Here is a 19,846-nt window from a genome sequence, read left to right on the forward strand (position 1 = left end):
TGGGCGCAGAGCCCGTACCGGGGGGTGTACTCAGCGACACCCTGCCCGGCCCGCGTCACGGTGACCGCGCTCAGTCCTCGACCAGCACCACCTCCAGGGTGCGCGGACCGTGCACCCCCTCGACCCGGTCCAGCTCGATGTCACTGGTCGCGGAGGGACCGGAGATCCACGTCAACGGGCGCCGGGGATCCAGGCGTTCCAGGGCCTGGGGGACGGACGACACCACCTGGTCCGGCATCCGTACGACACAGATGTGGTGGTCGGGGACCAGGGTGATGCGGCGGCGGCCCTGGTCGGGGGAGCCGTCCAGGACGATGGTGCCGGTCTCGGCGACGGCCACGGCGCAGCCGGTGACCACACTGTCGATCCGGTCGAGTTCCGGTGCCGTGCTCGCCGCCCGGTCCTGGACGAGGGCCGCGTCGACGGCCCCCAGCCATTTTGTCGGCAACCCCGGCGGTACCACCACGGTCCCCGAGCCGTGCGCGGACAGGAGACGGGCGAGCAACCCGGGCAACTGCCCGCCCGCGCACCGGTGCACGATCGCCCGGTAGTCGGCCAGGTTCTCGGCGAGGAGGTCCACCCTCTCCGGGGCGGACCGCTGCCCGTGCTCGCGCAGATAGTTCCGGCTGATCGGTGCCTCGTCGCCCGGCACGTCCGCCAGCGCGCGCCGGACCCGGCCCAGGATGCGTTCCCTGCTGCTCACTTCGCGCCGTCCTTTCCACCGTGCGTGCGCTGCCACCAGTCCCGGAACGGCTCCGCGGGCACCGCCGGCAGGTCCCGGCTGCCGCTCCACGCCCGGCCCGGACCCGGCAGGGTGCGCGGATGCAGGCGCCGGGTGCGCGAGGCCAGCCGCTGCCCGGTCCGCAGCGCGCCGGGGTGCGTGAATGCCCACTGCGCCGCCCGCATCGCCGCCCGCTCGGCGGCGTGCCCCTTGGCGGGCTTCAGCACCACCCGGTTGCCGTTCCGGACCGCCGGCCCGCCCTGGACCACCCGCTCCCGCAGGTGCACCAGCACCTCGGGGATGTCGATGGCCACCGGGCACACCTCGTAGCAGGCCCCGCACAGCGAGGACGCGTACGGCAGGGACGCGTCGATCTCGCTTCCGGTGCCCCGCAGTTGGGGGCTGAGGATGGCGCCGATCGGCCCCGGGTACACCGAGCCGTAGGCGTGGCCGCCGGCCCGTTCGTACACCGGGCAGACGTTCAGGCAGGCCGAGCAGCGGATACAGCGCAGCGCCTGGCGGCCGACCTCGTCGGCGAGGGTGTCGGTGCGGCCGTTGTCCAGCAGCACCAGATGGAAGGTGCGCGGACCGTCCTCGTCGGTGGTGCCGGTCCACATGGACGTGTACGGGTTCATGCGCTCGGCCGTCGAGGAGCGGGGGAGGGTCTGCAGGAAGACCTCCAGGTCCTGCCACCTCGGCACGATCTTCTCGATGCCGACGACCGAGATCAGTGTCTCGGGCAGGGTCAGGCACATCCGCCCGTTCCCCTCCGACTCCACGACCACCAGCGTGCCGGTCTCGGCCACCACGAAGTTGGCGCCGGAGATGCCGACCTTCGCCCGCAGGAACTTCTCCCTCAGGTGCAGCCGCGCCGCCTCCGCGAGTTCGGCGGGCGTGTCCGTCAGGTTCTCGGGTGCGGGGCGGCCCCACTCGCTCATCTCGGAGCGGAAGATGTCCCGGATCTCACCCCGGTTGCGGTGGATGGCCGGCACCAGGATGTGCGAGGGCCGGTCCTTGCCCAACTGCACGATGAGCTCGGCGAGATCGGTCTCGTAGGCGTGGATGCCCTGCGCCTCCAGCGCCTCGTTGAGGGCGATCTCCTGTGTCGCCATCGACTTGACCTTGACGACCTCCGACTCGCCGGTCTCCTTGACCAGGCGGGCGACGATCTCGTTGGCCTCGTCCGCGTCGGCGGCCCAGTGCACGGTCCCGCCGGCGGCCGTGACCGCTTCCTCCACCTGCACCAGATACCGGTCGAGGTGGCGCAGCGTGTGGTCCTTGATCTGCTTCCCGGCCTCGCGCAGCGCCGCCCAGTCGTCCAGTTCGGCGACGGCGCGGGCCCGCTTGTCCCGGATGGTGTGGGTGGCGTGGCGCAGGTTGCCGCGCAGCGTCGCGTTGCCCACGGCCTCCCGCGCCGCATCGGGAAAGGCCGGCATCCCTACGAACGTCCCGCTCATACGGCCGCCGCCTCCTGAGTGCTCGCCAGAATCTCCGCGATGTGCACCGGCCGCATGTCCGTGCGCAGCCGCGTCATGGTCCCGCCGATGTGCATGAGACAGGAGTTGTCGGCCGCGCACAGCACGTCCGCGCCGGTGGACTCGGCGTTGCGCACCTTGTCCGCGCCCATCGCCGCCGACACGTCGGAGTTCTTCACGGCGAAGGTGCCGCCGAAGCCGCAGCACTCCTCGGCGCCCGGCAGCTCCACCAGTTCCAGCCCCTTCACCGCCTCCAGCAGTCGCCGAGGCCGGTCGCCGAGGCCCAGGCTGCGCAGGCCGTGGCAGGTCGGGTGGTACGTCACCGTGTGCGGGTAGTACGCCCCCACGTCGGTCACCCCCAGCACGTCCACGAGGAACTCCGTCAGCTCGTACGTCTTCGGTACCACCGGCGCCAGTGAGGCCGCGAGCGTGTCCCCGCGCCCCTCCGCCCGCGCCCGCTCACCCATCCGCGGATACAGCTCCCGCACCATGGCCCCGCACGAGCCCGAGGGCGTCACGATCGCGTCGTAGTCCGCGAACACGTCGGCGAAGTGCCGGGCCAGCGGTTCGGCCTCGTGCCGGTAACCGGTGTTGTAGTGCGCCTGACCGCAACACGTCTGGGCCATCGGGAAGTCGACCTCGACGCCGAGTCTGGTGAGCAGCTTCACCACGGCACGGCCGGTGTCCGGATAGAGCGTGTCGTTGACGCAGGTCAGGAACAGGGCGACACGCATCGCGGCTCCTCGTGTTCGATCGTCGGGCGCATGCCCAGTGCAGGGTAATCGGCGGGGCGGGGAGCGGGGGAGACCCGGTTCACCGGTCGGCGAGTCGGGCCTCGGCCGCCCGCCAGCGCGCCGTGTCGCCGCGCGGTTCGTACCGGGTCAACGACTGGGTGCGCGCAAGCAGTCGGCGCATCCCGCCGAGGTCGCCGACCAGTCCATGGGCGCGCGCCTGCACCAGGACGTTGCCGAGCGCGGCGGCCTCCGTCGGCCCCGCCACCACCGGCAGCCCGCAGGCGTCGGCGGTCAGCTGGCACAGCAGCGCGTTGCGGGTGCCGCCGCCGACCACGTGCACCACGTCGACGGGGTGCCCGGCCAGTCGCTGGGCGTCCTCCACGGCCCTGCGGTGGGCCAGCGCCAGCGAGTCGAGGATGCACCGAGCCACCTCGGCGGGCGTTTCGGGCACCGGCTGCCCGGACGTGCGGCACGCCTCGGCGATCCGTTCCGGCATCCGTCCCGGCGCCAGGAACGCCGCGTCACCCGCGTCGACCACCGAACGCAGCGCCGGCACCCGGGCCGCATCGAGCAGCAGCCCGCCCAGGTCGGGGCCGCCCCAGTCCCGTACGCACTCCTGGAGCAGCCACAGACCCATGATGTTGCGCAGGTAGCGGACGGTGCCGTCCAGCCCGAGTTCGTTGGTGAAGTTGGCGGCGCGGCTCTCCTCGGTCAACACCGGCGCGGTCAGTTCGAGCCCGGCCAGCGACCAGGTACCGGTGCAGATATAGGCGAACCGTTCGCCCGAGGCCGGTACGGCGGCCACCGCGGAGGCGGTGTCGTGCGAACCGACCACCGTCACCGGCACGGGCCCGGCAAGGCCCGTCTCCTCCAGTACCTCGGGCCGCAGCAGTCCCGCCGCGTCACCGGGCCGGCGCAGCGGCGCGAACAGGCCGAGGTCGATCCCCAGCCGGTCCGCGACCTCCCGCGACCAGTCCCGGGTGCCGGGGTCGATCAGCTGGGTGGTGGAGGCGTTGGTCAGCTCCGTGCCCTGCTCGCCGGTCAGCCAGTACGTCAGCAGGTCCGGGATCAGCAACAGCCGGCGGGCCGCCGCCAGCTGGGCCGTGCCCCGGGCGGCGACGAGCTGGTACAGGGTGTTGAAGGGCGCGTACTGCAGCCCGGTCGCCGCGTACAGCTCCCCGGCGGGCAGCGTGGCCCACACCTTCTGCGCGACGCCCTCGGTGCGGGTGTCGCGGTAGTGCACGGGGTTGCCGAGCAGCGCCCCGTCCGCGTCCAGCAGGCCGTAGTCGACGGCCCAGCTGTCCACGCCCACCGAGTCCACCGGCCCGGCCGCCCGCAGCCCGTCCAGCACTCCGGCGTACAGCGCGAGGACGTCCCAGCGCAGGCCGTCGGGCGTACGCACGGGCCGGTTGGGGAAGCGATGCGCCTCGGTCAGCTCCAGCCGATCGGGGCCGACCCGGCCGACCATGACGCGCCCGCTGGACGCACCGAGGTCGACCGCGGCGTACGCCTTGACGTCCACGGCGGTGCTCATCGCAGGAACGCGGCGGCGACGCCGGCGTCGACCGGGACGTGCAGGCCGGTGGTGTGGGTCAGGTCGCCGCCGGTCAGCGCGAACACGGCGTTCGCGACGTGCTCGGGCAGCACCTCGCGCTTCAGCAGCGTCCGCTGCGCGTAGAACTCGCCCAGCTTCTCCTCCGGCACCCCGTACACCGCCGCGCGCTGGGCACCCCAGCCGCCCGCGAAGATCCCGGAACCCCGCACCACGCCATCGGGGTTGACGCCGTTGACCCGGATGCCGTGCTCGCCCAGCTCGGCGGCGAGCAGGCGCACCTGGTGGGCCTGGTCGGCCTTGGTGGCGGAGTAGGCGATGTTGTTGGGGCCGGCGAACACGGCGTTCTTCGACGCGATGTACACGATGTCGCCGCCCAGCTCCTGCGCGGTCATCACCCGCGCCGCCTCGCGCGAGACGAGGAAGGAGCCGCGGGCCATGATGTCGTGCTGGAGGTCCCAGTCCTTCGCCGAGGTCTCCAGCAGCGGCTTGGAGATGGAGATCCCCGCGTTGTTGACCACCAGGTCGACCCCGCCGAACGCGAGCACCGCCGCCTTGAAGGCGTCTGCGATCTGCTCCTCGGAGGTGACGTCGACGCCCACGGCGACGGCCTTGTCGTCCCCGCCCAGCTCCTGCGCGACCGCGGCCGCGTTCTCGGTGTTCAGGTCGGCGACGACGACGCACGCGCCCTCGTCGACCAGCCGGCGCGCGATGGCCTTGCCGATCCCGCTGCCCGCGCCGGTGACCAGGGCGACGCGGGTGGCCAGCGGCTTCGGCTTCGGCATACGCTGGAGCTTGGCCTCCTCCAGCGCCCAGTACTCGATGCGGAACTTCTCCGACTCCTCGATCGGCGCGTACGACGACACCGCCTCGGCGCCGCGCATCACGTTGATCGCGTTGACGTAGAACTCGCCGGCCACCCGCGCGGTCTGCTTGTCCTTGCCGAAGCTGAACATGCCCACGCCCGGCACCAGCACGATCGCCGGATCGGCACCGCGCATCGCGGGGGAGTCCGGCTCGGCGTGCCGCTCGTAGTAGGCGGCGTACTCCTCGCGGTAGGCGGCGTGCAGCTCCTTGAGCCGGGCGACCGCCTCCTCCAGTGGCGCGGTCGGCGGCAGGTCCAGGACCAGCGGCCGCACCTTCGTACGCAGGAAGTGGTCCGGGCAGGAGGTGCCGAGCGCCGCGAGCCGCGGGTGTTCGGCGCGGGCGAGGAAGTCGAGCACCACGTCCGCGTCGGTGAAGTGCCCGACCTGCGCCCGGTCCTGCGAGGCCAGACCACGGACGTACGGCGCCAGCGCGGCCGCCCGTTCCCGCCGCTCGGTCTCGGGCAGCGCCGCGTACCCGTCGATCACCGCGCCGAACGGCTCGGCCTTCCCGCGCTCGGCCAGGAAGACCTCGGCGGTGCGGATGATGTGCAGCGAGCTGCGTTCGCACTCCTCGGAGGTGTCGCCCCAGGCGGTGATGCCGTGGCCGCCGAGCACACACCCGATGGCCTGGGGGTTGGCCTCCTTGACGGCCGCGATGTCCAGCCCGAGCTGGAAACCGGGCCGCCGCCACGGCACCCACACCACGGTGTCGCCGAAGCACTCGGCGGTCAGCTTCTCGCCGTCCGCCGCACAGGCCAGCGCGATCGCGGAGTCGGGGTGCAGATGGTCCACGTGGGCGGCCTCGACCAGCCCGTGCATCGCCGTGTCGATCGAGGGTGCGGCACCGCCCTTGCCGTGCAGGCAGTAGTCGAAGGCGGCGACCATCTCGTCCTCGCGCTCGACGCCCGGGTAGACGTCCTTGAGCGCCCGCATCCGGTCCAGCCGCAGCACGGCGAGCCCCGCCTCGGTGAGCGTCCCGAGATCCCCGCCTGACCCCTTGACCCACATCAGCTCCGCATCACCCCCGGTGACGGGATCGGTCCCGGTGCCCTTGGCGGACGCGTTGCCACCGGCGTAGTTGGTGTTGCGCGGATCGGCGCCGAGCCGATGGGAGCGGGCGAGGAGGGCGGAGGCTTCAGGGTGAGATGCCATGACGGTGCCTTTCGATCGAGGGGTGGTGACGCGCCCCTGCAAGGGGCGCGGGGAACTGCGCGATCGACCACGAACGACCCGCAGCCGCGAACAACAGAAACCCGGCAGACGCCTACGCCCCCCACCCGGCCTGCTCGCCACCAACCCGCTCGGCGACGACCTTCTCGCCCCAACCGGATGCCCGGTACGCCTTCAGGGGCTCGGGGTCCAGCCCCGACTCCTCCCGCACCTCCCGAAGAAGCGGACGCACGTCCGTGTCGTACGCGTCCATCAGCACCGCGTTGGCCTCCAGCACATCCCCGGCGGCCTGCGCCTCGGCCAGGGCCGAACCGTCGACCAGCAGGGCCTTCGCCGTGGCCTCCTGAACGTTCATGACCGACCGGATGATGGCCGGGATCTTCGCCTCGATGTTGTGGCACTGGTCGAGCATGAACGCCACGTCGGAGGTGAACCCGCCCCCGCGCACCACCTCGTACATGATGCGGAACAGCTGGAACGGGTCGGCCGCCCCGACCATCAGGTCGTCGTCCGCGTAGAACCGGGAGTTGAAGTCGAAGCCGCCGAGCTTGCCCTCCCGCAGCAGCGTCGCCACGATGAACTCGATGTTCGTGCCCGGCGCGTGGTGCCCCGTGTCGACCACGACCTGCGCCTTCTCGCCCAGCTTCAGACAGTGCGCGTACGCCGTGCCCCAGTCCGGCACGTCCGTCGTGTAGAACGCCGGCTCGAAGAGCTTGTACTCGAGCAGCATCCGCTGCCCCTCGCCGAGCCGCTCGTACACCTCGGCCAGGCCCTCGGCCAGCCGGTCCTGCCGGGCGCGGATGTCGTCCTGGCCGGGGTAGTTCGTGCCGTCGGCGAACCACAGTTTCAGGTCGCGCGAGCCGGTGGCGTCCATGATGTCGACGCACTCCAGCAGGTGGTCGACGGCCTTCCTGCGCACCACCGCGTCGGGGTGGCAGATGCTGCCCAGCTTGTAGTCGTCGTCCTGGAAGGTGTTGGAGTTGATCGCGCCGATCCGCACGCCCCGCTTCTCGGCGTGCGCGGCCAGCGCGGCGTAGTCCTCGACCTTGTCCCAGGGGATGTGCAGGGCCACGGTCGGGGCCGCGCCGGTGAACTCGTGCACCTTCGCCGCGTCGTCCAGCTTCTCGAACGGGTCGCGCGGGACACCGGCCTGGGCGAACACCTTGAACCGGGTGCCCGAGTTGCCGTACGCCCACGACGGCGTCTCGACGGCCTGGGTCTTGAGCGCGGCTTTCACCGCGGCGAGCTCGGTCACTTCGGCGCTCCTGTGGCATCGGGTCGTGGCCTGCTGCGAGCACGACCATCTGTGAAACGATTCAGAACGCGAAGTTATGAGCCGCTCGAAGGAGTGTCAACCCTTCTGGCGGCGCCGATCGTCCGTGACTCGGTCGTGACCTTCAGAGATCGAAAGTTTTTCGACCCGGAACCATTGACGTGACATACCCGCGCTGCCTAACGTCCCCGGCAACCGAGTTGAAACCTTTCACGACGCCGTGAGGGCCGCCCCGCCCGGCGTCGTCGAGGAGCCCCCAATGACCCACCCGTCCGACACGGGTACGGCCCCGGTTCTGGCGCTCAGGGACGTTTCCAAGTCCTTCGGCGCGGTCCGTGCGCTCAGGGACGTCTCCCTGGAGCTGTTCCCCGGCGAGGTGCACGCCCTCGCCGGCGAGAACGGCGCCGGAAAGTCGACCCTCATCAAGACGCTGGCCGGAGTGCACCGGCCGGACGCCGGCCAGGTGCTGCTCGACGGCGCGCCGGTCGTGTTCCACGGCCCCGGCGACGCCCGCGACGCCGGCATCGCCGTGATCTACCAGGAGCCCACCCTCTTTCCCGACCTGTCGATCGCCGAGAACATCTTCATGGGCCGCCGACCGCGCCGCGCCCTCGGCCGCATCGACCACAAGGCGACCCACGCCGCCACCGCCGAACTCATGCTGCGCCTCGGTGTCGAACTCGACCCCGACCGGCCCGCGCGCGGCCTGTCCATCGCGGACCAGCAGATCGTCGAGATCGCCAAGGCGCTCTCCTTCGACGCCCGCGTCCTGATCATGGACGAGCCGACCGCCGCCCTCACCGGCAGCGAGGTGGCCCGGCTCTTCGGCGTGGTGCGCACCCTGCGCGAACAGGGCGCCGCGGTGCTGTTCATCTCCCACCGCCTGGAGGAGATCTTCCGCATCTGCGAGCGGGTCACCACCCTGCGCGACGGCGCCTGGATCGCCAGCGAGTCCCTGGAGGGCATGACCGAGGACGACCTGGTGCGCCGCATGGTCGGCCGCGACCTCGACGAGCTGTACCCCAAGCAGGAGGTCACCCCGGGCGAGACCGCCCTGAGCGTGCGCAGGCTGACGCGCGAGGGCGTCTTCACCGACGTCTCCTTCGAGGTGCGGCGCGGCGAGATCGTCGCGCTGGCCGGACTGGTCGGCGCCGGACGCACCGAGGTCGCCCGCGCCGTCTTCGGCGTCGACCGCTGGGACGCCGGGGAGGTCGAGGTCGACGGCAAGCCGCTCGTCAACGGTGCCCCCTCCACCGCGATGGCCGCCGGCCTCGCGCTCGTCCCCGAGGACCGCCGCGCCCAGGGCCTCGTGATGAACATGTCCATCGAGCGCAACATCGGCCTCACCGGCCTGCGGACGACCGTGAAGGCCGGCCTCATGGACCGCGGCGCCGAGCGCAGCCGCTCCCTCGACTGGGCCGTCAAGCTCCAGGTCAAGTACGCCCGCATCGCCGACACCGTCGCCACCCTGTCCGGCGGCAACCAGCAGAAGGTCGTCCTCGCCAAGTGGCTGGCCACCGGCCCCAAGGTGCTGATCGTCGACGAACCCACCCGCGGCATCGACGTCGGCACCAAGGCCGAGGTCCACCGGCTGCTGAGCCAACTCGCCGCCGACGGCGTGGCCGTCCTGATGATCTCCTCCGACCTGCCCGAGGTCCTCGGCATGGCCGACCGCGTCCTGGTGATGCACGAGGGACGTCTGACCGCCGAGATCCCCCGCACCGACGCCACCGAGGAGACCGTGATGGCCGCAGCCACGGGGAGGGCCGCCGCATGACGGTCACCGCACCCGACCAGGCCCCCGTGGCCGACGTGCCCAAGGCCGGCGCCACCCGGCTGGTGGACCGCATCTTCAAGATGCGCGAACTGGCCATCCTGCTCGTCTTCCTGGTGATGATCGCCATCACCCAGGCCGGCAACAGCGAGTTCCTGTCCGAACAGGGCATCAAGGACCTGCTGCTGAACGCGACCATCCTGGTCCTGGTCGCCACCGGACAGTCCCTGGTCGTCATCACCCGCAACGTCGACCTGTCCGTCGGCTCCACCCTCGGCATCAGCGCCTTCGCCGCCGGCACCTACCTCCAGGGCGGCGGCAACCCCGTGGTGGCCGTACTGCTGGCGGTGCTGCTGGGCATCGGCTTCGGACTCCTCAACGGCCTGCTGGTCAGCCTCGGCCAGGTGCCCGCCCTGGTCGTCACCCTCGGCACCCTGTACATCATCCGCGGCATCGACTCGATCTGGGTCGGCTCCCGGCAGATCACCGCGGCCGACCTGCCCGGCGGCTTCGTCGACTTCGGCTCCGGTGGCATCTCCGCGGTTCCGTGGCTGGCGCTGATCGCCCTCGCGGTGCTCGTCGCCACGGCGTACTACCTCAAGCACTACGGCAGCGGACGCGAGCTGTACGCGCTCGGCTCCAACCCCGAGGCCGCCCGGCTGGCCGGCATCCCCGTCCGCAAGCGGATCCTCGCCGCCTACACCTTCTGCGGCGCCCTCGCCGGACTCGCCGGCGCCCTCTACCTGGCCCGGTTCGGCAACGTCGACTCCGGCACCGGCAACGGCTACGAACTGACCGTCGTCAGCGCCGTGGTGGTCGGCGGCGTCGTCTTCACCGGCGGCTCCGGCAGCGTCTACGGCGCGGCCCTCGGCGCGCTGCTGCTCACCTCGATCAACAGCGTGCTGCCCGCCCTCGGCGTCAGCTCCGTGTGGGTGCTGGCCATCAACGGCATCCTGCTCATCCTCGCCATCGCGGTCGACCGGATCGTCGCGCTGCGCGTGGCCAACGCCCTGAAGAAGAGGAACGCCCGCCATGGCTGACAGCTCCCTGACGCGCGCCGTCCGCTGGGACACTGTGGTGGGCGCCCTCCTCGTGGTCGTGCTGCTGCTCTCCTTCGGCTTCGTCGACGGGTTCGGCAACGCCCTCAACCTGTCCTTTCTGATCGGCAACACGCTGCCGATCGCGCTCATCGCCCTGCCGATGACGCTGCTGGTCGTCTCCGGCGAGATCGACCTGTCGGTCGCCTCCACCGCGGGGCTGTCCGGCGCGGTGATGGGCGCCCTGTGGAACCAGGGCATGACCATCGAGACGATCATCCCGATCTGCCTGCTGCTCGGCGTGGCCTGCGGCCTGTTCAACGGCCTGCTGGTGACCCGGCTCGGACTGCCCTCCCTCGCCGTCACCATCGGCACGCTGGCCGCCTACCGGGGCATCGCGCAGATCGTGCTCGGCTCCGACGCGGTGACCGACTTTCCCTCGCAGTACCTGGACTTCGCGGCCGGGCGCGTCGACGGCACCTTCCTCCCGTACGCCTTCCTGCCCTTCCTCGTGCTGCTGGCCATCGCCGTTCTCGCCCTGCACGCCACGCCCTTCGGCCGGTCCCTGTTCGCCATCGGCGCCAGCGAGGAGGCCGCGCGCTTCGCCGGCATCCGGGTCAAGCGGCAGAAGCTGATCCTGTTCACGCTGACCGGCCTGATGTCGTCTCTCACCGGCGTCTTCTGGGCCCTGCACTACGCCAGCGCCCGCTACGACAACGCCACCGGCCTCGAACTCTCCGTCGTCGCCGCCGTACTCCTGGGCGGCATCGACTTCGACGGCGGCAAGGGCACGCTCGGCGGGGCGATCGCGGGCGTGTTCCTGCTCGGCGCGCTGCAGAACGTGATGAGCCTGCAGGACGTCTCCGCCCAGTCGCAGATCGTCGTCACCGGCGTCCTGCTCGTCCTCTCCGTGCTCGGCCCCCGGCTCGCACGGCAGATCTCCGTCGCGAGGGCCGGACGCAGGGCGGCAGCGACGCCCCCGTCCAAGGCGCCCGCGCCCACCCCGTAACGCTGTCACCGGCTCCGTCCACCCTCCTAAGGAACCCACCATGCGCAAGTCGTCCATCCGCCGTACCTGCGCGGCCCTCGCCGCCGTCACCTCCCTCGCCCTGGCGGCCACCGCCTGCGGCGGCACCACGAAGGAGGACGTCAAGGACGAGGGCGGCTCGGCCGCCGCTGCGGGCAAGGCCGACCCGAACGCCGCGACGAAGAAGGGACTGACCGTCGGCTTCCTGCCCAAGCAGGTCAACAACCCCTACTTCACCGTCGCCGACAAGGGCGGCGAGAAGGCCCTCAAGGAGCTGGGCTCCAGCTACAAGGAGGTCGGCACCTCCAGCGGCACCGACACCGCCGGCCAGGTCTCCTACGTCAACACGCTCACCCAGCAGCAGGTCGACGCCATCGCCGTCTCCGCGCAGGACCCGGGCGCGCTGTGCACCGCGCTCAAGCAGGCGATGAAGAACGACATCAAGATCGTCACCTACGACTCGGACACCAACCCCGAGTGCCGCAACGCCTTCATCTCCCAGGCGTCCGCCGACGACATCGGCCGCACCCAGGTGCAGCAGCTGGCCGAGCAGATCGGCAACAAGGGCGAGATCGCGATCCTGTCCGCCGCGCAGACCGCGACGAACCAGAACGCCTGGATCGAGATCATGAAGGACGAGCTGAAGGACCCGAAGTACAAGGACATCAAGCTGGTCAAGGTCGCCTACGGCGACGACGACGCCCAGAAGTCCTTCCAGCAGACCCAGGGCCTGCTCCAGGAGCACCCGAACCTGAAGGGGATCATCTCCCCGACCACCGTCGGCATCAAGGCCGCCGCCCAGTACCTGTCCGGCTCCAAGTACAAGGGCAAGGTCAAGCTGACCGGCCTCGGCACCCCCAACGACATGCGCAAGTACGTCAAGAACGGCACCGTCGAGGCGTTCGAGCTGTGGGACCCGGCCAAGCTCGGCGAGCTGGCCGCGCGCACCGCCGTCGCCCTGTCCTCCGGGCAGATCACCGGCAAGGAGGGCGAGACCTTCAAGGCCGGCGCCATGGGCGAGTACACCATCGGCAAGGACGGCGTGATCAACCTCGGCAAGCCGACCGTGTTCACCGCCGACAACGTCGACCAGTTCAACTTCTAGTCACCACCCCTCGTACGGGAGCGGCAGTCCATGCAGCGCGTCTGTTTCCTGCTCAAGGTCCGCCGGGACCGCATCGCGGAGTACCGCGAACGCCACGCCGCCGTGTGGCCGGAGATGTGCGAGGCACTCTCCGGCACCGGCTGGCACAACTACTCGCTCTTCCTGCGTGACGACGGCCTGCTCGTCGGCTACCTGGAGACCGAGGACTTCGCCGCCGCCCGGGCCGGCATGGAGGCCACCGAGGTCAACGCCCGCTGGCAGGCGGAGATGGGCCCGCTCTTCGAGTCCCTCGACGGGGCCCGCCCCGACGAGGCGATGAAGCCGCTCACCGAGGTGTTCCACCTCGCCTGACGGGAGCCCCCGCAGGGGCGGCACAGGTACTGTGTGAAGGGTCCTGCGGCCGCCCCCCCACATCCGCCCCGACCTCGGAGGTCCCTGCCAGATGGCCCATTCCGTGGGTATCAAGGATGTCGCCCGCGCCGCCGGAGTTTCCGTGGGCACGGTCTCCAACGTCATCAACCGCCCCGACACCGTCGCGACCGAGACCCGGGCGCGGGTGCTGTCCGCGATCGACCGGCTGGGCTACGTCCGCAGCGAGTCCGCGCGTCAGCTGCGCGCGGGCCGCAGCCGCATCATGGGGCTGCTCGTCCTGGACATGGGCAACCCGTTCTTCGTCGACGTCGCACGCGGTGCCGAGCGGGCCGCCCGTGAGGCAGGGCTCGGCGTGATGGTCTGCAACAGTGCCCAGAGCCCGGGCGAGGAGGCCGAGTACCTCTCGCTCTTCGCCGAGCAGCGGGTGCGGGGCGTCCTGCTCACCCCCGCCGACGCCACCGGCCGCAACATCGACGGCTTCAGGCGCCACAACATCCCCTTCGTTCTGGTCGACCGGGTCGCCGAGGGCACCACCGAGTGCTCGGTCTCCGTCGACGACGTCGCGGGCGGCGCGCTGGCCGTGCGCCACCTCGTGGACGCCGGGCACCGCTCCATCGCCTACGTCAGCGGCCCGCCCGGCCTCAATCAGGTGCGCGACCGCCGCACCGGAGCCCTCGCCGCGCTCGCCGAGGCCGGACTCGGCCCGGACGCGCTGCGCGAACTGCCCACCGAGCGGCTCGACGTCGCCGCGGGCCGGGACGCCGGCGCCCGCCTCCTGGGCCTCGCCGAGCGGCCGACCGCCGTCTTCTGCGCCAACGACCTGCTCGCCCTCGGCGTCCTGCAGGCCCTGTACGCCGCCGGGGTCCGCGTCCCCGACGACCTCGCGATCGTGGGCTACGACGACATCGAGTTCGCCGCCGCCGCGGCCGTCCCGCTCACCTCCGTGCGCCAGCCCGCCGTCACCATGGGCGCCATGGCCGCCGAGCTGCTCCTGGAGGAGACCGAGCTGGAGGGCACGGACCGGACCCACCCGCACCGGCGCGTCGTCCTCCAGCCGGAACTGGTGGTGCGGCGCTCCAGCCTCGCCGCCCGCTGACCGGTCGTTCAGCACGATTCCATGATCCCGGGGGTCGGCGGCCGCAAGGCCGTGTGCTGAACTGGGACACGGCCGAAAGAATCGGCCGTCGCATCCGTCCGCCGGATCCGCGCCGCGAACCGCACCGCCGGATCCGCACCGTCAGGTCCGTCCGCCCCCGGGAGCCCCGTTGAGCGTCAGCTACCGCCAGCCAGGCGTCGTCCTCACCGACCGCCGTTTCACCGTACCCCTCGACCACGCCGACCCCACCGGGGAGACGATCGAGCTGTACGCCCGCGAGGCCGTCGCGAGCGACAAGGCCGACGAGGACCTGCCGTGGCTGCTCTACCTCCAGGGCGGCCCCGGCGGCAAGGCGGACCGTTTCGTCGGCCGCCCCGCCTGGTTCGGCCGGGCCCTCGAGGAGTACCGCGTCCTGCTCCTGGACCAGCGAGGCACCGGCGCCTCCACGCCGGCCGGCCGCCAGACGCTCCCGCTGCGCGGCGGCCCCGCGGAGCAGGCCGACTACCTCACCCACTTCCGCGCCGACGCCATCGTCCGCGACTGCGAGGCCATCCGCCCCCAGGTCACCGGTGGTGCCCCCTGGACCGTCCTCGGCCAGAGCTTCGGCGGCTTCTGCACCGTCGCCTACCTCTCGCTGGCCCCCGAGGGCCTGAGCACCGCCCTGATCACCGGCGGCCTGCCCTCCCTGGACGCTCACGCGGACGACGTCTACCGGGCCGCCTACCCCCGCATCGAGCGCAAGGTCGTCGCGCACTACGCCCGCTATCCGCAGGACATCGAGCGCGCCCGCCGCATCGCCGACCACCTCCTCACCCACGACGTGGTCCTGCCGAACGGCTACCGCCTCACCGTGGAGGCCTTCCAGTCGCTCGGCATCATGCTGGGCGGCGGCGAGGGCAGCCACCGGCTGCACTTCCTCCTCGAGGACGCCTTCGTCCGCACCCCGAACGGACACGAACTCTCCGACGCCTTCCAGGAGCAGGCGCAGAACCTGCTGTCGTACGCGGGCCGCCCGCTGTACGCCCTCGTCCACGAGGCCATCTACGGCCAGGACGCCCGGCCCACCGACTGGTCCGCCGAGCGGGTCCGCGCCGAGTTCCCGCGCTTCGACGCGGCCAAGGCCCTCGCCGGCGACGAACCGCTGCTCTTCACCGGCGAGTCCATCCACCCCTGGATGTTCGACTGCGACCCGGCCCTGCGCCCGCTGCGCGAGACGGCGGAACTGCTCGCCGCCCGCACCGACTGGACCCCGCTGTACGATCCCGCCCGCCTCGCCGCCAACGACGTGCCGGCCGCCGCCGCCGTCTACCACGACGACATGTACGTCGACACCGCGCACGCGCTGACCACCGCCCGCGCGATCCGGGGCCTGCGCACCTGGGTCACCGGCGAGTTCGAGCACGACGGCGTACGGGCCGGCGGCCCCCGGGTCCTGGACCGGCTGCTCGCGCTCGCCCGCGACGAGGCGTGAGGCGGGGTGTGAGGGGCGAGGCGCGAGGGACGAGGGGCGACGTCTGAAATCCGGGTGGGATGTCAGCGGCGCGGGTTAGTGTGCGGGCATGACGGAGCCGACGATCACGCAACTGGAGCCCATGCCCGGCGACTGGCGCCGCGCCCTGGCCGTCGTGGCCCACCCGGACGACCTGGAGTACGGCTGCTCGGCGGCGATCGCGTCCTGGACCGACGAGGGCCGCGAGGTCGTCTACGTGCTCGCGACCAGGGGCGAGGCGGGAATCGACACGCTGCCGCCCGACGAGTGCGCACCGCTGCGTGAGCGGGAGCAGCGCGCGAGCGCCGCCGTCGTCGGGGTGAGCGAGGTGGAGTTCCTCGACCACCGGGACGGCGTCATCGAGTACGGCACCGCGCTGCGCCGCGACATCGCCGCCGCGATCCGCCGGCACCGGCCCGAGCTGGTCATCACCCTCAACCACCGGGACACCTGGGGCGGTGTCGCCTGGAACACCCCGGACCACGTCGCCGTCGGCCGCGCGACCCTCGACGCGGCGGCCGACGCGGGCAACCGGTGGATCTTCCCGGAGCTGACCGAGCAGGGCCTCGAACCGTGGAACGGCGTGCGCTGGGTCGCGGTCGCCGGCTCCTCCTCGCCCACCCACGCCGTGGACGCGGCGCCGGGGCTCGAGCGCGCGGTGCGCTCGCTGCTCGAACACCGCACGTACATCGAGGTGCTGACCGAGGAGGCCCCGGAGACGTATGTGCGCGGATTCCTCACCGGCTTCGCCGAGGCCGCGGGGGAGCGGTTCGGCGGAAAGCCGGCGGTGACCTTCGAAGTGTTCGGACGGTAGCGGCATGGCGGGGGAGCGGGGGCAGCAGGACATGCTTGGGCAGCAGCTTCTGGCGGAGTGGTTCGGGGCTGCGTGGGCCGTCGGCGTGGCGGCGTGCGGGCGGCCCGTATCCTCGACGACATGCGAGAACACACGGCGGACCGGGTGGACCGGGCAGATCCTTCGGGCCGGGCAGATCCTTCGGGCCGGGCGGACCTCCTGGCCCGCGAGGAACTGCGCGGCGACTGCGGGAGCTGCTTCGGCCTGTGCTGCGTGGCCCTGCCGTTCGCCCGCTCGGCGGACTTCGCGATCGACAAGGACGCCGGCACACCCTGCACGAACCTTCGCACCGACCACCGTTGCGGCATCCACGCGACGCTGCGGGAGCGCGGCTTCACCGGCTGCACGGTCTACGACTGCTTCGGCGCCGGGCAGCGGGTCTCGCAGGTCACCTTCGGCGGCGAGGACTGGCGCGGCGGCCCTCCGGAGCGGGCCCGCCGCATGTTCGACGTGTTCCCGGTCGTCCGGCAGCTGCACGAGCTGCTCCGGTACCTGACCGAGGCACTGACCCTGCCCGCCGCCCGCCCGGTCCACGCCGACCTGCGCCGGGCCCTCGCCGGCACCGAACGCCTCGCCGGGGGAACCCCCGAGGAGCTGGCCGCCCTCGACGTGGCCGCACACCGGCAGCGGGTCAACGTGCTGCTGCTGCGCACCAGCGAGCTGGCCCGGGCCGGCACCCGCGGCCGGGAGAAGAACCGCCGCAACGCCGATCTGATGGGCGCCCGACTCAGGGGAGCCGACCTCGCCGGCGCCGACCTGCGCGGGGCCTACCTCATCGCCGCCGACCTCACCGGTGCCGACCTGCGGAGCGCCGACCTGATCGGCGCGGACCTGCGCGACGCCGACCTGACCGACGCGGACCTGACGGGCGCCTTCTTCCTGACCCAGCCGCAGGTCAACGCGGCCCGGGGCGGCCCCGGCACCAGGCTGCCGGACTCAGTCACCCGCCCGGTGCACTGGACAGCGGGACGCTGAAACGGCGTCCCCGGCGCCCTCGGCCTCCCCGGCCGTCCCGCCCTTCCCGGCGTCGGACGTGCGGGGAGCGGACGTCGGCGTCGAAGGCGCCGACGGGGTCCGCCGGTCCAGGTGCAGGCGCAGCCCCTCCGGCATCAGCGTCAGCCGTTCGGTCACCCGCAGCCGGTAGCCGGGGTCCGGCCGCAGCTCGTAGCGGCGCAACAGCAGCCCGAGGACCAGCGTGGCCTCGTGCAGCGCGAACTGCCGCCCGATGCACGCCCGTGCCCCCGTCCCGAACGGCTTGAACGTGTGCGGGGCGCGCGACCGTACGGCCTTCGCGTCGAAGCGGTCCGGGTCGAACCGCTCGGCGTCCGGCCCCCACACCTCCGGATCGCGGTGCAGCATGCCCGTGAGCACCAGCGCCCAGGCCCCGCGCCGCATCGGGTACGCGCCGCCGAGCACCGTGTCCTCGCGGGCCTCCCGCGCGAAGCCCGGGGCGGTCGGCCACAGCCGCAGCGACTCGTCGAGCACCCGGCGCACGTAGCGCAGCTTGGCCACCTGGTCGTATCCGGGCGCCTCGGTGTCGCCCCACACGCGGTCGACCTCGGCGCGGGCGCGGGCGGCGACCTCGGGGTGCTGGGCGAGGTAGTGCAGGGCGAAGGAGAGCGCGCCCGAGGTCGTCTCGTGACCGGCGACGAGGAAGGTGATGACCTGCCGGCGGACGTTCTCCGGCGACAGCCGCTCACCGGTCTCCGGGTGGGCCGTCTCCAGCATCCGGTCGAGCAGGTCTCCGTCACCGCCCTTGCTGCCGCCGTCGCCCTCGCCGCCCGTGCCGCCGGCCGCCCGGCGTTCGCGGACGAGGTCGTCGACCGTGCGGTTGAGGTACGCGATGTCGGCGGCGTTGCGGCGGCTCGCACCGCGCAGCAGCCAGGGTGCGAGCGGAGCGGGCACCGTGTTCAGACGCTGCGCGTAGCCGAGCGTGCCCACCATCGCGGTGACGAAGGGATGGAGGCGGGAGCGTTCGAAGGAGCCGAAGTCGTGCCCGAAACCGGTGCGCGCGATGGTCTCCAGCGTCAGCTTGGTCATGTCGCCGGGCACGTCCACCGCCCGGCCCGACGCCTCGGCCAGGTCCCAGTGGGCGGTGAGCCGCGCGGCCACGTCCAGCATCATCACGTGGTACCCGGCCATGGCCTCGCGGCTGAACCCGGGCGCCAGCACGTCGTGCGCGAGCTGCCAGTTGGGCTCGTGGTTGTACGCCGTGAACAGCCCGTCCCCGGCGACCGGCCGCAGGTTGGCCACCCCCAGGCCGACGTGCTTGGCGAACCGCGCCTCGTCCGCCAGGTCGGCGGCGAGGGAGGCGCCCCACACGAACACGAACTCCTTGCCGAAGGCCCGCCGCCGGAATATCGGCCCCAGCCGCCGCGCGTACCGCAGCGAGTCCTGCATCGGGGTCCGCCTGCTCGCGCCCACGACGTCACCGAGCAGGGGCAGCCGGTACGGGGGGTGCGGGATGCGGTGCAGTTCGGGCCAGCCCAGCTCGGCGCTGCGGAAACCCTTGGGCAGCCCGTCCCGGGCCGTTTCCCTCGCTGTCTGGGCCATGACGCGATCTCCCTTGACGCAGCGGCGTGTTGCACGAGCCGAGGCGAGCGTGTTGTACATGGATTCAATAACGCGGCCCCAGTCTCGTACCGTTGTTGAACCGACGTCAAGTAAGGTGCGGGCATGGCCGCGAACCAGGGCGAACGCACCCGCCGCCGGCTCAGCACCGCCGAGCGCAGGGAACAGTTGCTCTCGGTGGGCGCGCGGCTGTTCTCGGACAGTCCCTACGACGAGGTCTGGATCGAGCAGGTCGCCGAGATCGCCGGGGTTTCCCGCGGGCTGCTGTACCACTACTTCCCGAACAAGCGGGACTTCTTCGCCGCGGTCGTCGAGCGGGAGAGCGAGCGCATGCTGCGGATGACGGCGGCCGTGCCCGGCGTCCCGGTCCGCGAGCAGCTCACGGCGGGCCTCGACGCGTACCTGGAGTACGTCCGGGCCCACGCGCACGGCTACCGCGCCTTCCACCGCGCCGACGCGACCGGTGACCAGGCCGTGCGCCGCGTCTACCAGAAGGCGCTCGCCGCGCAGGAGCAGCAGATCCTCGCCGCCCTGGCCGCCGACCCGGAGTTCGGCCCGGCCTTCGAGGAGCGCGGCGACGTACGGCTGGCGGTGCGTGGCTGGCTGGCCTTCACCACCGCGGTCTGCCTGGAGTGGCTGCGGGATCCGGAACCCGCTCGCGAACAGGTGCGCGACCTGTGCGCACGGGCTCTCCTGGGAGCCATCGCCCCCTGACGACGCGGGCCGGCGCG

Annotated in this window: 17 protein-coding genes; 10 read left to right on the plus strand and 7 right to left on the minus strand. The window is 72.1% G+C overall.

Translation table 11 applies throughout. The features are described from left to right. Positions 1–70 precede the first annotated feature (70 nt). The 6 genes from ABS735_RS14655 to rhaI all read right to left on the minus strand — a co-directional run bounded on the left by ABS735_RS14655 (position 71) and on the right by rhaI (position 7,773). On the minus strand, positions 71–703 hold the full coding sequence (locus tag ABS735_RS14655; protein ID WP_373905743.1) for a LutC/YkgG family protein: 633 nt from the start codon (positions 701–703) through the stop codon (positions 71–73). Continuing rightward, positions 700–2,178, minus strand: coding sequence for a LutB/LldF family L-lactate oxidation iron-sulfur protein (locus ABS735_RS14660; protein WP_373905742.1), 1,479 nt, complete (start codon positions 2,176–2,178; stop codon positions 700–702). Before ABS735_RS14660 ends, ABS735_RS14655 begins: the two co-directional genes overlap by 4 nt. After that, positions 2,175–2,930: a (Fe-S)-binding protein gene (locus ABS735_RS14665; protein ID WP_373905741.1), complete on the minus strand. Its 756-nt coding sequence runs from the start codon at positions 2,928–2,930 to the stop codon at positions 2,175–2,177. The genes ABS735_RS14660 and ABS735_RS14665 overlap by 4 nt, the downstream gene beginning before the upstream one ends. A 79-nt stretch (positions 2,931–3,009) precedes the next feature. After that, on the minus strand, positions 3,010–4,464 hold the full coding sequence (locus ABS735_RS14670; protein ID WP_373905740.1) for a rhamnulokinase: 1,455 nt from the start codon (positions 4,462–4,464) through the stop codon (positions 3,010–3,012). Beyond that, on the minus strand, positions 4,461–6,500 hold the full coding sequence (locus ABS735_RS14675; RefSeq protein ID WP_373905739.1) for a bifunctional aldolase/short-chain dehydrogenase: 2,040 nt from the start codon (positions 6,498–6,500) through the stop codon (positions 4,461–4,463). The genes ABS735_RS14670 and ABS735_RS14675 overlap by 4 nt, the downstream gene beginning before the upstream one ends. 112 nt (positions 6,501–6,612) lie before the next feature. Next, positions 6,613–7,773, minus strand: a complete 1,161-nt coding sequence (gene rhaI, locus ABS735_RS14680) for an L-rhamnose isomerase (RefSeq protein WP_373905738.1) — start codon at positions 7,771–7,773, stop codon at positions 6,613–6,615. Between the two features lie 277 nt (positions 7,774–8,050). Here rhaI and ABS735_RS14685 point away from each other — a divergent pair, with 277 nt between their 5' ends. From ABS735_RS14685 to ABS735_RS14725, 9 genes are all read left to right on the plus strand, one after another. After that, a complete protein-coding gene (locus ABS735_RS14685; protein ID WP_373905737.1) occupies positions 8,051–9,568 on the plus strand; it encodes a sugar ABC transporter ATP-binding protein in 1,518 nt (505 codons plus the stop codon). Continuing rightward, a complete protein-coding gene (locus ABS735_RS14690) occupies positions 9,565–10,605 on the plus strand; it encodes an ABC transporter permease (protein WP_373905736.1) in 1,041 nt (346 codons plus the stop codon). Before ABS735_RS14685 ends, ABS735_RS14690 begins: the two co-directional genes overlap by 4 nt. Beyond that, positions 10,598–11,611: an ABC transporter permease gene (locus ABS735_RS14695; RefSeq protein WP_373905735.1), complete on the plus strand. Its 1,014-nt coding sequence runs from the start codon at positions 10,598–10,600 to the stop codon at positions 11,609–11,611. Before ABS735_RS14690 ends, ABS735_RS14695 begins: the two co-directional genes overlap by 8 nt. Positions 11,612–11,651: 40 nt before the next feature. Continuing rightward, a complete protein-coding gene (rhaS, locus tag ABS735_RS14700; RefSeq protein WP_373905734.1) occupies positions 11,652–12,734 on the plus strand; it encodes a rhamnose ABC transporter substrate-binding protein in 1,083 nt (360 codons plus the stop codon). Positions 12,735–12,764: 30 nt separating this feature from the next. Next, a complete protein-coding gene (locus ABS735_RS14705; protein ID WP_373905733.1) occupies positions 12,765–13,085 on the plus strand; it encodes an L-rhamnose mutarotase in 321 nt (106 codons plus the stop codon). 91 nt (positions 13,086–13,176) lie between these two features. Beyond that, complete coding sequence (locus ABS735_RS14710) at positions 13,177–14,202, plus strand: LacI family DNA-binding transcriptional regulator (RefSeq protein ID WP_373905732.1); 1,026 nt, start codon at positions 13,177–13,179, stop codon at positions 14,200–14,202. Positions 14,203–14,371: 169 nt separating this feature from the next. Then, positions 14,372–15,673 carry an alpha/beta fold hydrolase gene (locus ABS735_RS14715; protein ID WP_373905731.1) on the plus strand — a complete coding sequence of 434 codons (1,302 nt, stop codon included), beginning with the start codon at positions 14,372–14,374 and terminating at the stop codon, positions 15,671–15,673. An 88-nt stretch (positions 15,674–15,761) separates the two neighbouring features. Beyond that, complete coding sequence (locus ABS735_RS14720) at positions 15,762–16,505, plus strand: PIG-L deacetylase family protein (RefSeq protein ID WP_373905730.1); 744 nt, start codon at positions 15,762–15,764, stop codon at positions 16,503–16,505. 120 nt (positions 16,506–16,625) lie between these two features. After that, positions 16,626–17,519: a pentapeptide repeat-containing protein gene (locus tag ABS735_RS14725; RefSeq protein WP_373905729.1), complete on the plus strand. Its 894-nt coding sequence runs from the start codon at positions 16,626–16,628 to the stop codon at positions 17,517–17,519. Here the strand turns inward: ABS735_RS14725 and ABS735_RS14730 are convergent. Then, positions 17,481–19,097, minus strand: coding sequence for a cytochrome P450 (locus ABS735_RS14730; RefSeq protein ID WP_373905728.1), 1,617 nt, complete (start codon positions 19,095–19,097; stop codon positions 17,481–17,483). The genes ABS735_RS14725 and ABS735_RS14730 overlap by 39 nt on opposite strands. Before the next feature lie 123 nt (positions 19,098–19,220). Between ABS735_RS14730 and ABS735_RS14735 the strand changes: the two genes are divergently transcribed. Further along, complete coding sequence (locus ABS735_RS14735; RefSeq protein ID WP_373905727.1) at positions 19,221–19,829, plus strand: TetR/AcrR family transcriptional regulator; 609 nt, start codon at positions 19,221–19,223, stop codon at positions 19,827–19,829. Positions 19,830–19,846: the final 17 nt, after the last annotated feature.

This window comes from Streptomyces sp. MMCC 100, assembly GCF_041538145.2.
Taxonomy (GTDB): Bacteria; Actinomycetota; Actinomycetes; order Streptomycetales; family Streptomycetaceae; genus Streptomyces.

Coding starts and splice junctions, on each gene's coding strand:
- ABS735_RS14660 (WP_373905742.1), bottom strand. CDS start 2,178: ATGAGCGGGACGTTCGTAGGGATGCCGGCCTTTCCCGATGCGGCGCGG.
- ABS735_RS14665 (WP_373905741.1), bottom strand. CDS start 2,930: ATGCGTGTCGCCCTGTTCCTGACCTGCGTCAACGACACGCTCTATCCG.
- ABS735_RS14670 (WP_373905740.1), bottom strand. CDS start 4,464: ATGAGCACCGCCGTGGACGTCAAGGCGTACGCCGCGGTCGACCTCGGT.
- ABS735_RS14675 (WP_373905739.1), bottom strand. CDS start 6,500: ATGGCATCTCACCCTGAAGCCTCCGCCCTCCTCGCCCGCTCCCATCGG.
- ABS735_RS14685 (WP_373905737.1), top strand. CDS start 8,051: ATGACCCACCCGTCCGACACGGGTACGGCCCCGGTTCTGGCGCTCAGG.
- ABS735_RS14690 (WP_373905736.1), top strand. CDS start 9,565: ATGACGGTCACCGCACCCGACCAGGCCCCCGTGGCCGACGTGCCCAAG.
- ABS735_RS14695 (WP_373905735.1), top strand. CDS start 10,598: ATGGCTGACAGCTCCCTGACGCGCGCCGTCCGCTGGGACACTGTGGTG.
- rhaS (WP_373905734.1), top strand. CDS start 11,652: ATGCGCAAGTCGTCCATCCGCCGTACCTGCGCGGCCCTCGCCGCCGTC.
- ABS735_RS14705 (WP_373905733.1), top strand. CDS start 12,765: ATGCAGCGCGTCTGTTTCCTGCTCAAGGTCCGCCGGGACCGCATCGCG.
- ABS735_RS14710 (WP_373905732.1), top strand. CDS start 13,177: ATGGCCCATTCCGTGGGTATCAAGGATGTCGCCCGCGCCGCCGGAGTT.
- ABS735_RS14720 (WP_373905730.1), top strand. CDS start 15,762: ATGACGGAGCCGACGATCACGCAACTGGAGCCCATGCCCGGCGACTGG.
- ABS735_RS14725 (WP_373905729.1), top strand. CDS start 16,626: ATGCGAGAACACACGGCGGACCGGGTGGACCGGGCAGATCCTTCGGGC.
- ABS735_RS14730 (WP_373905728.1), bottom strand. CDS start 19,097: ATGGCCCAGACAGCGAGGGAAACGGCCCGGGACGGGCTGCCCAAGGGT.
- ABS735_RS14735 (WP_373905727.1), top strand. CDS start 19,221: ATGGCCGCGAACCAGGGCGAACGCACCCGCCGCCGGCTCAGCACCGCC.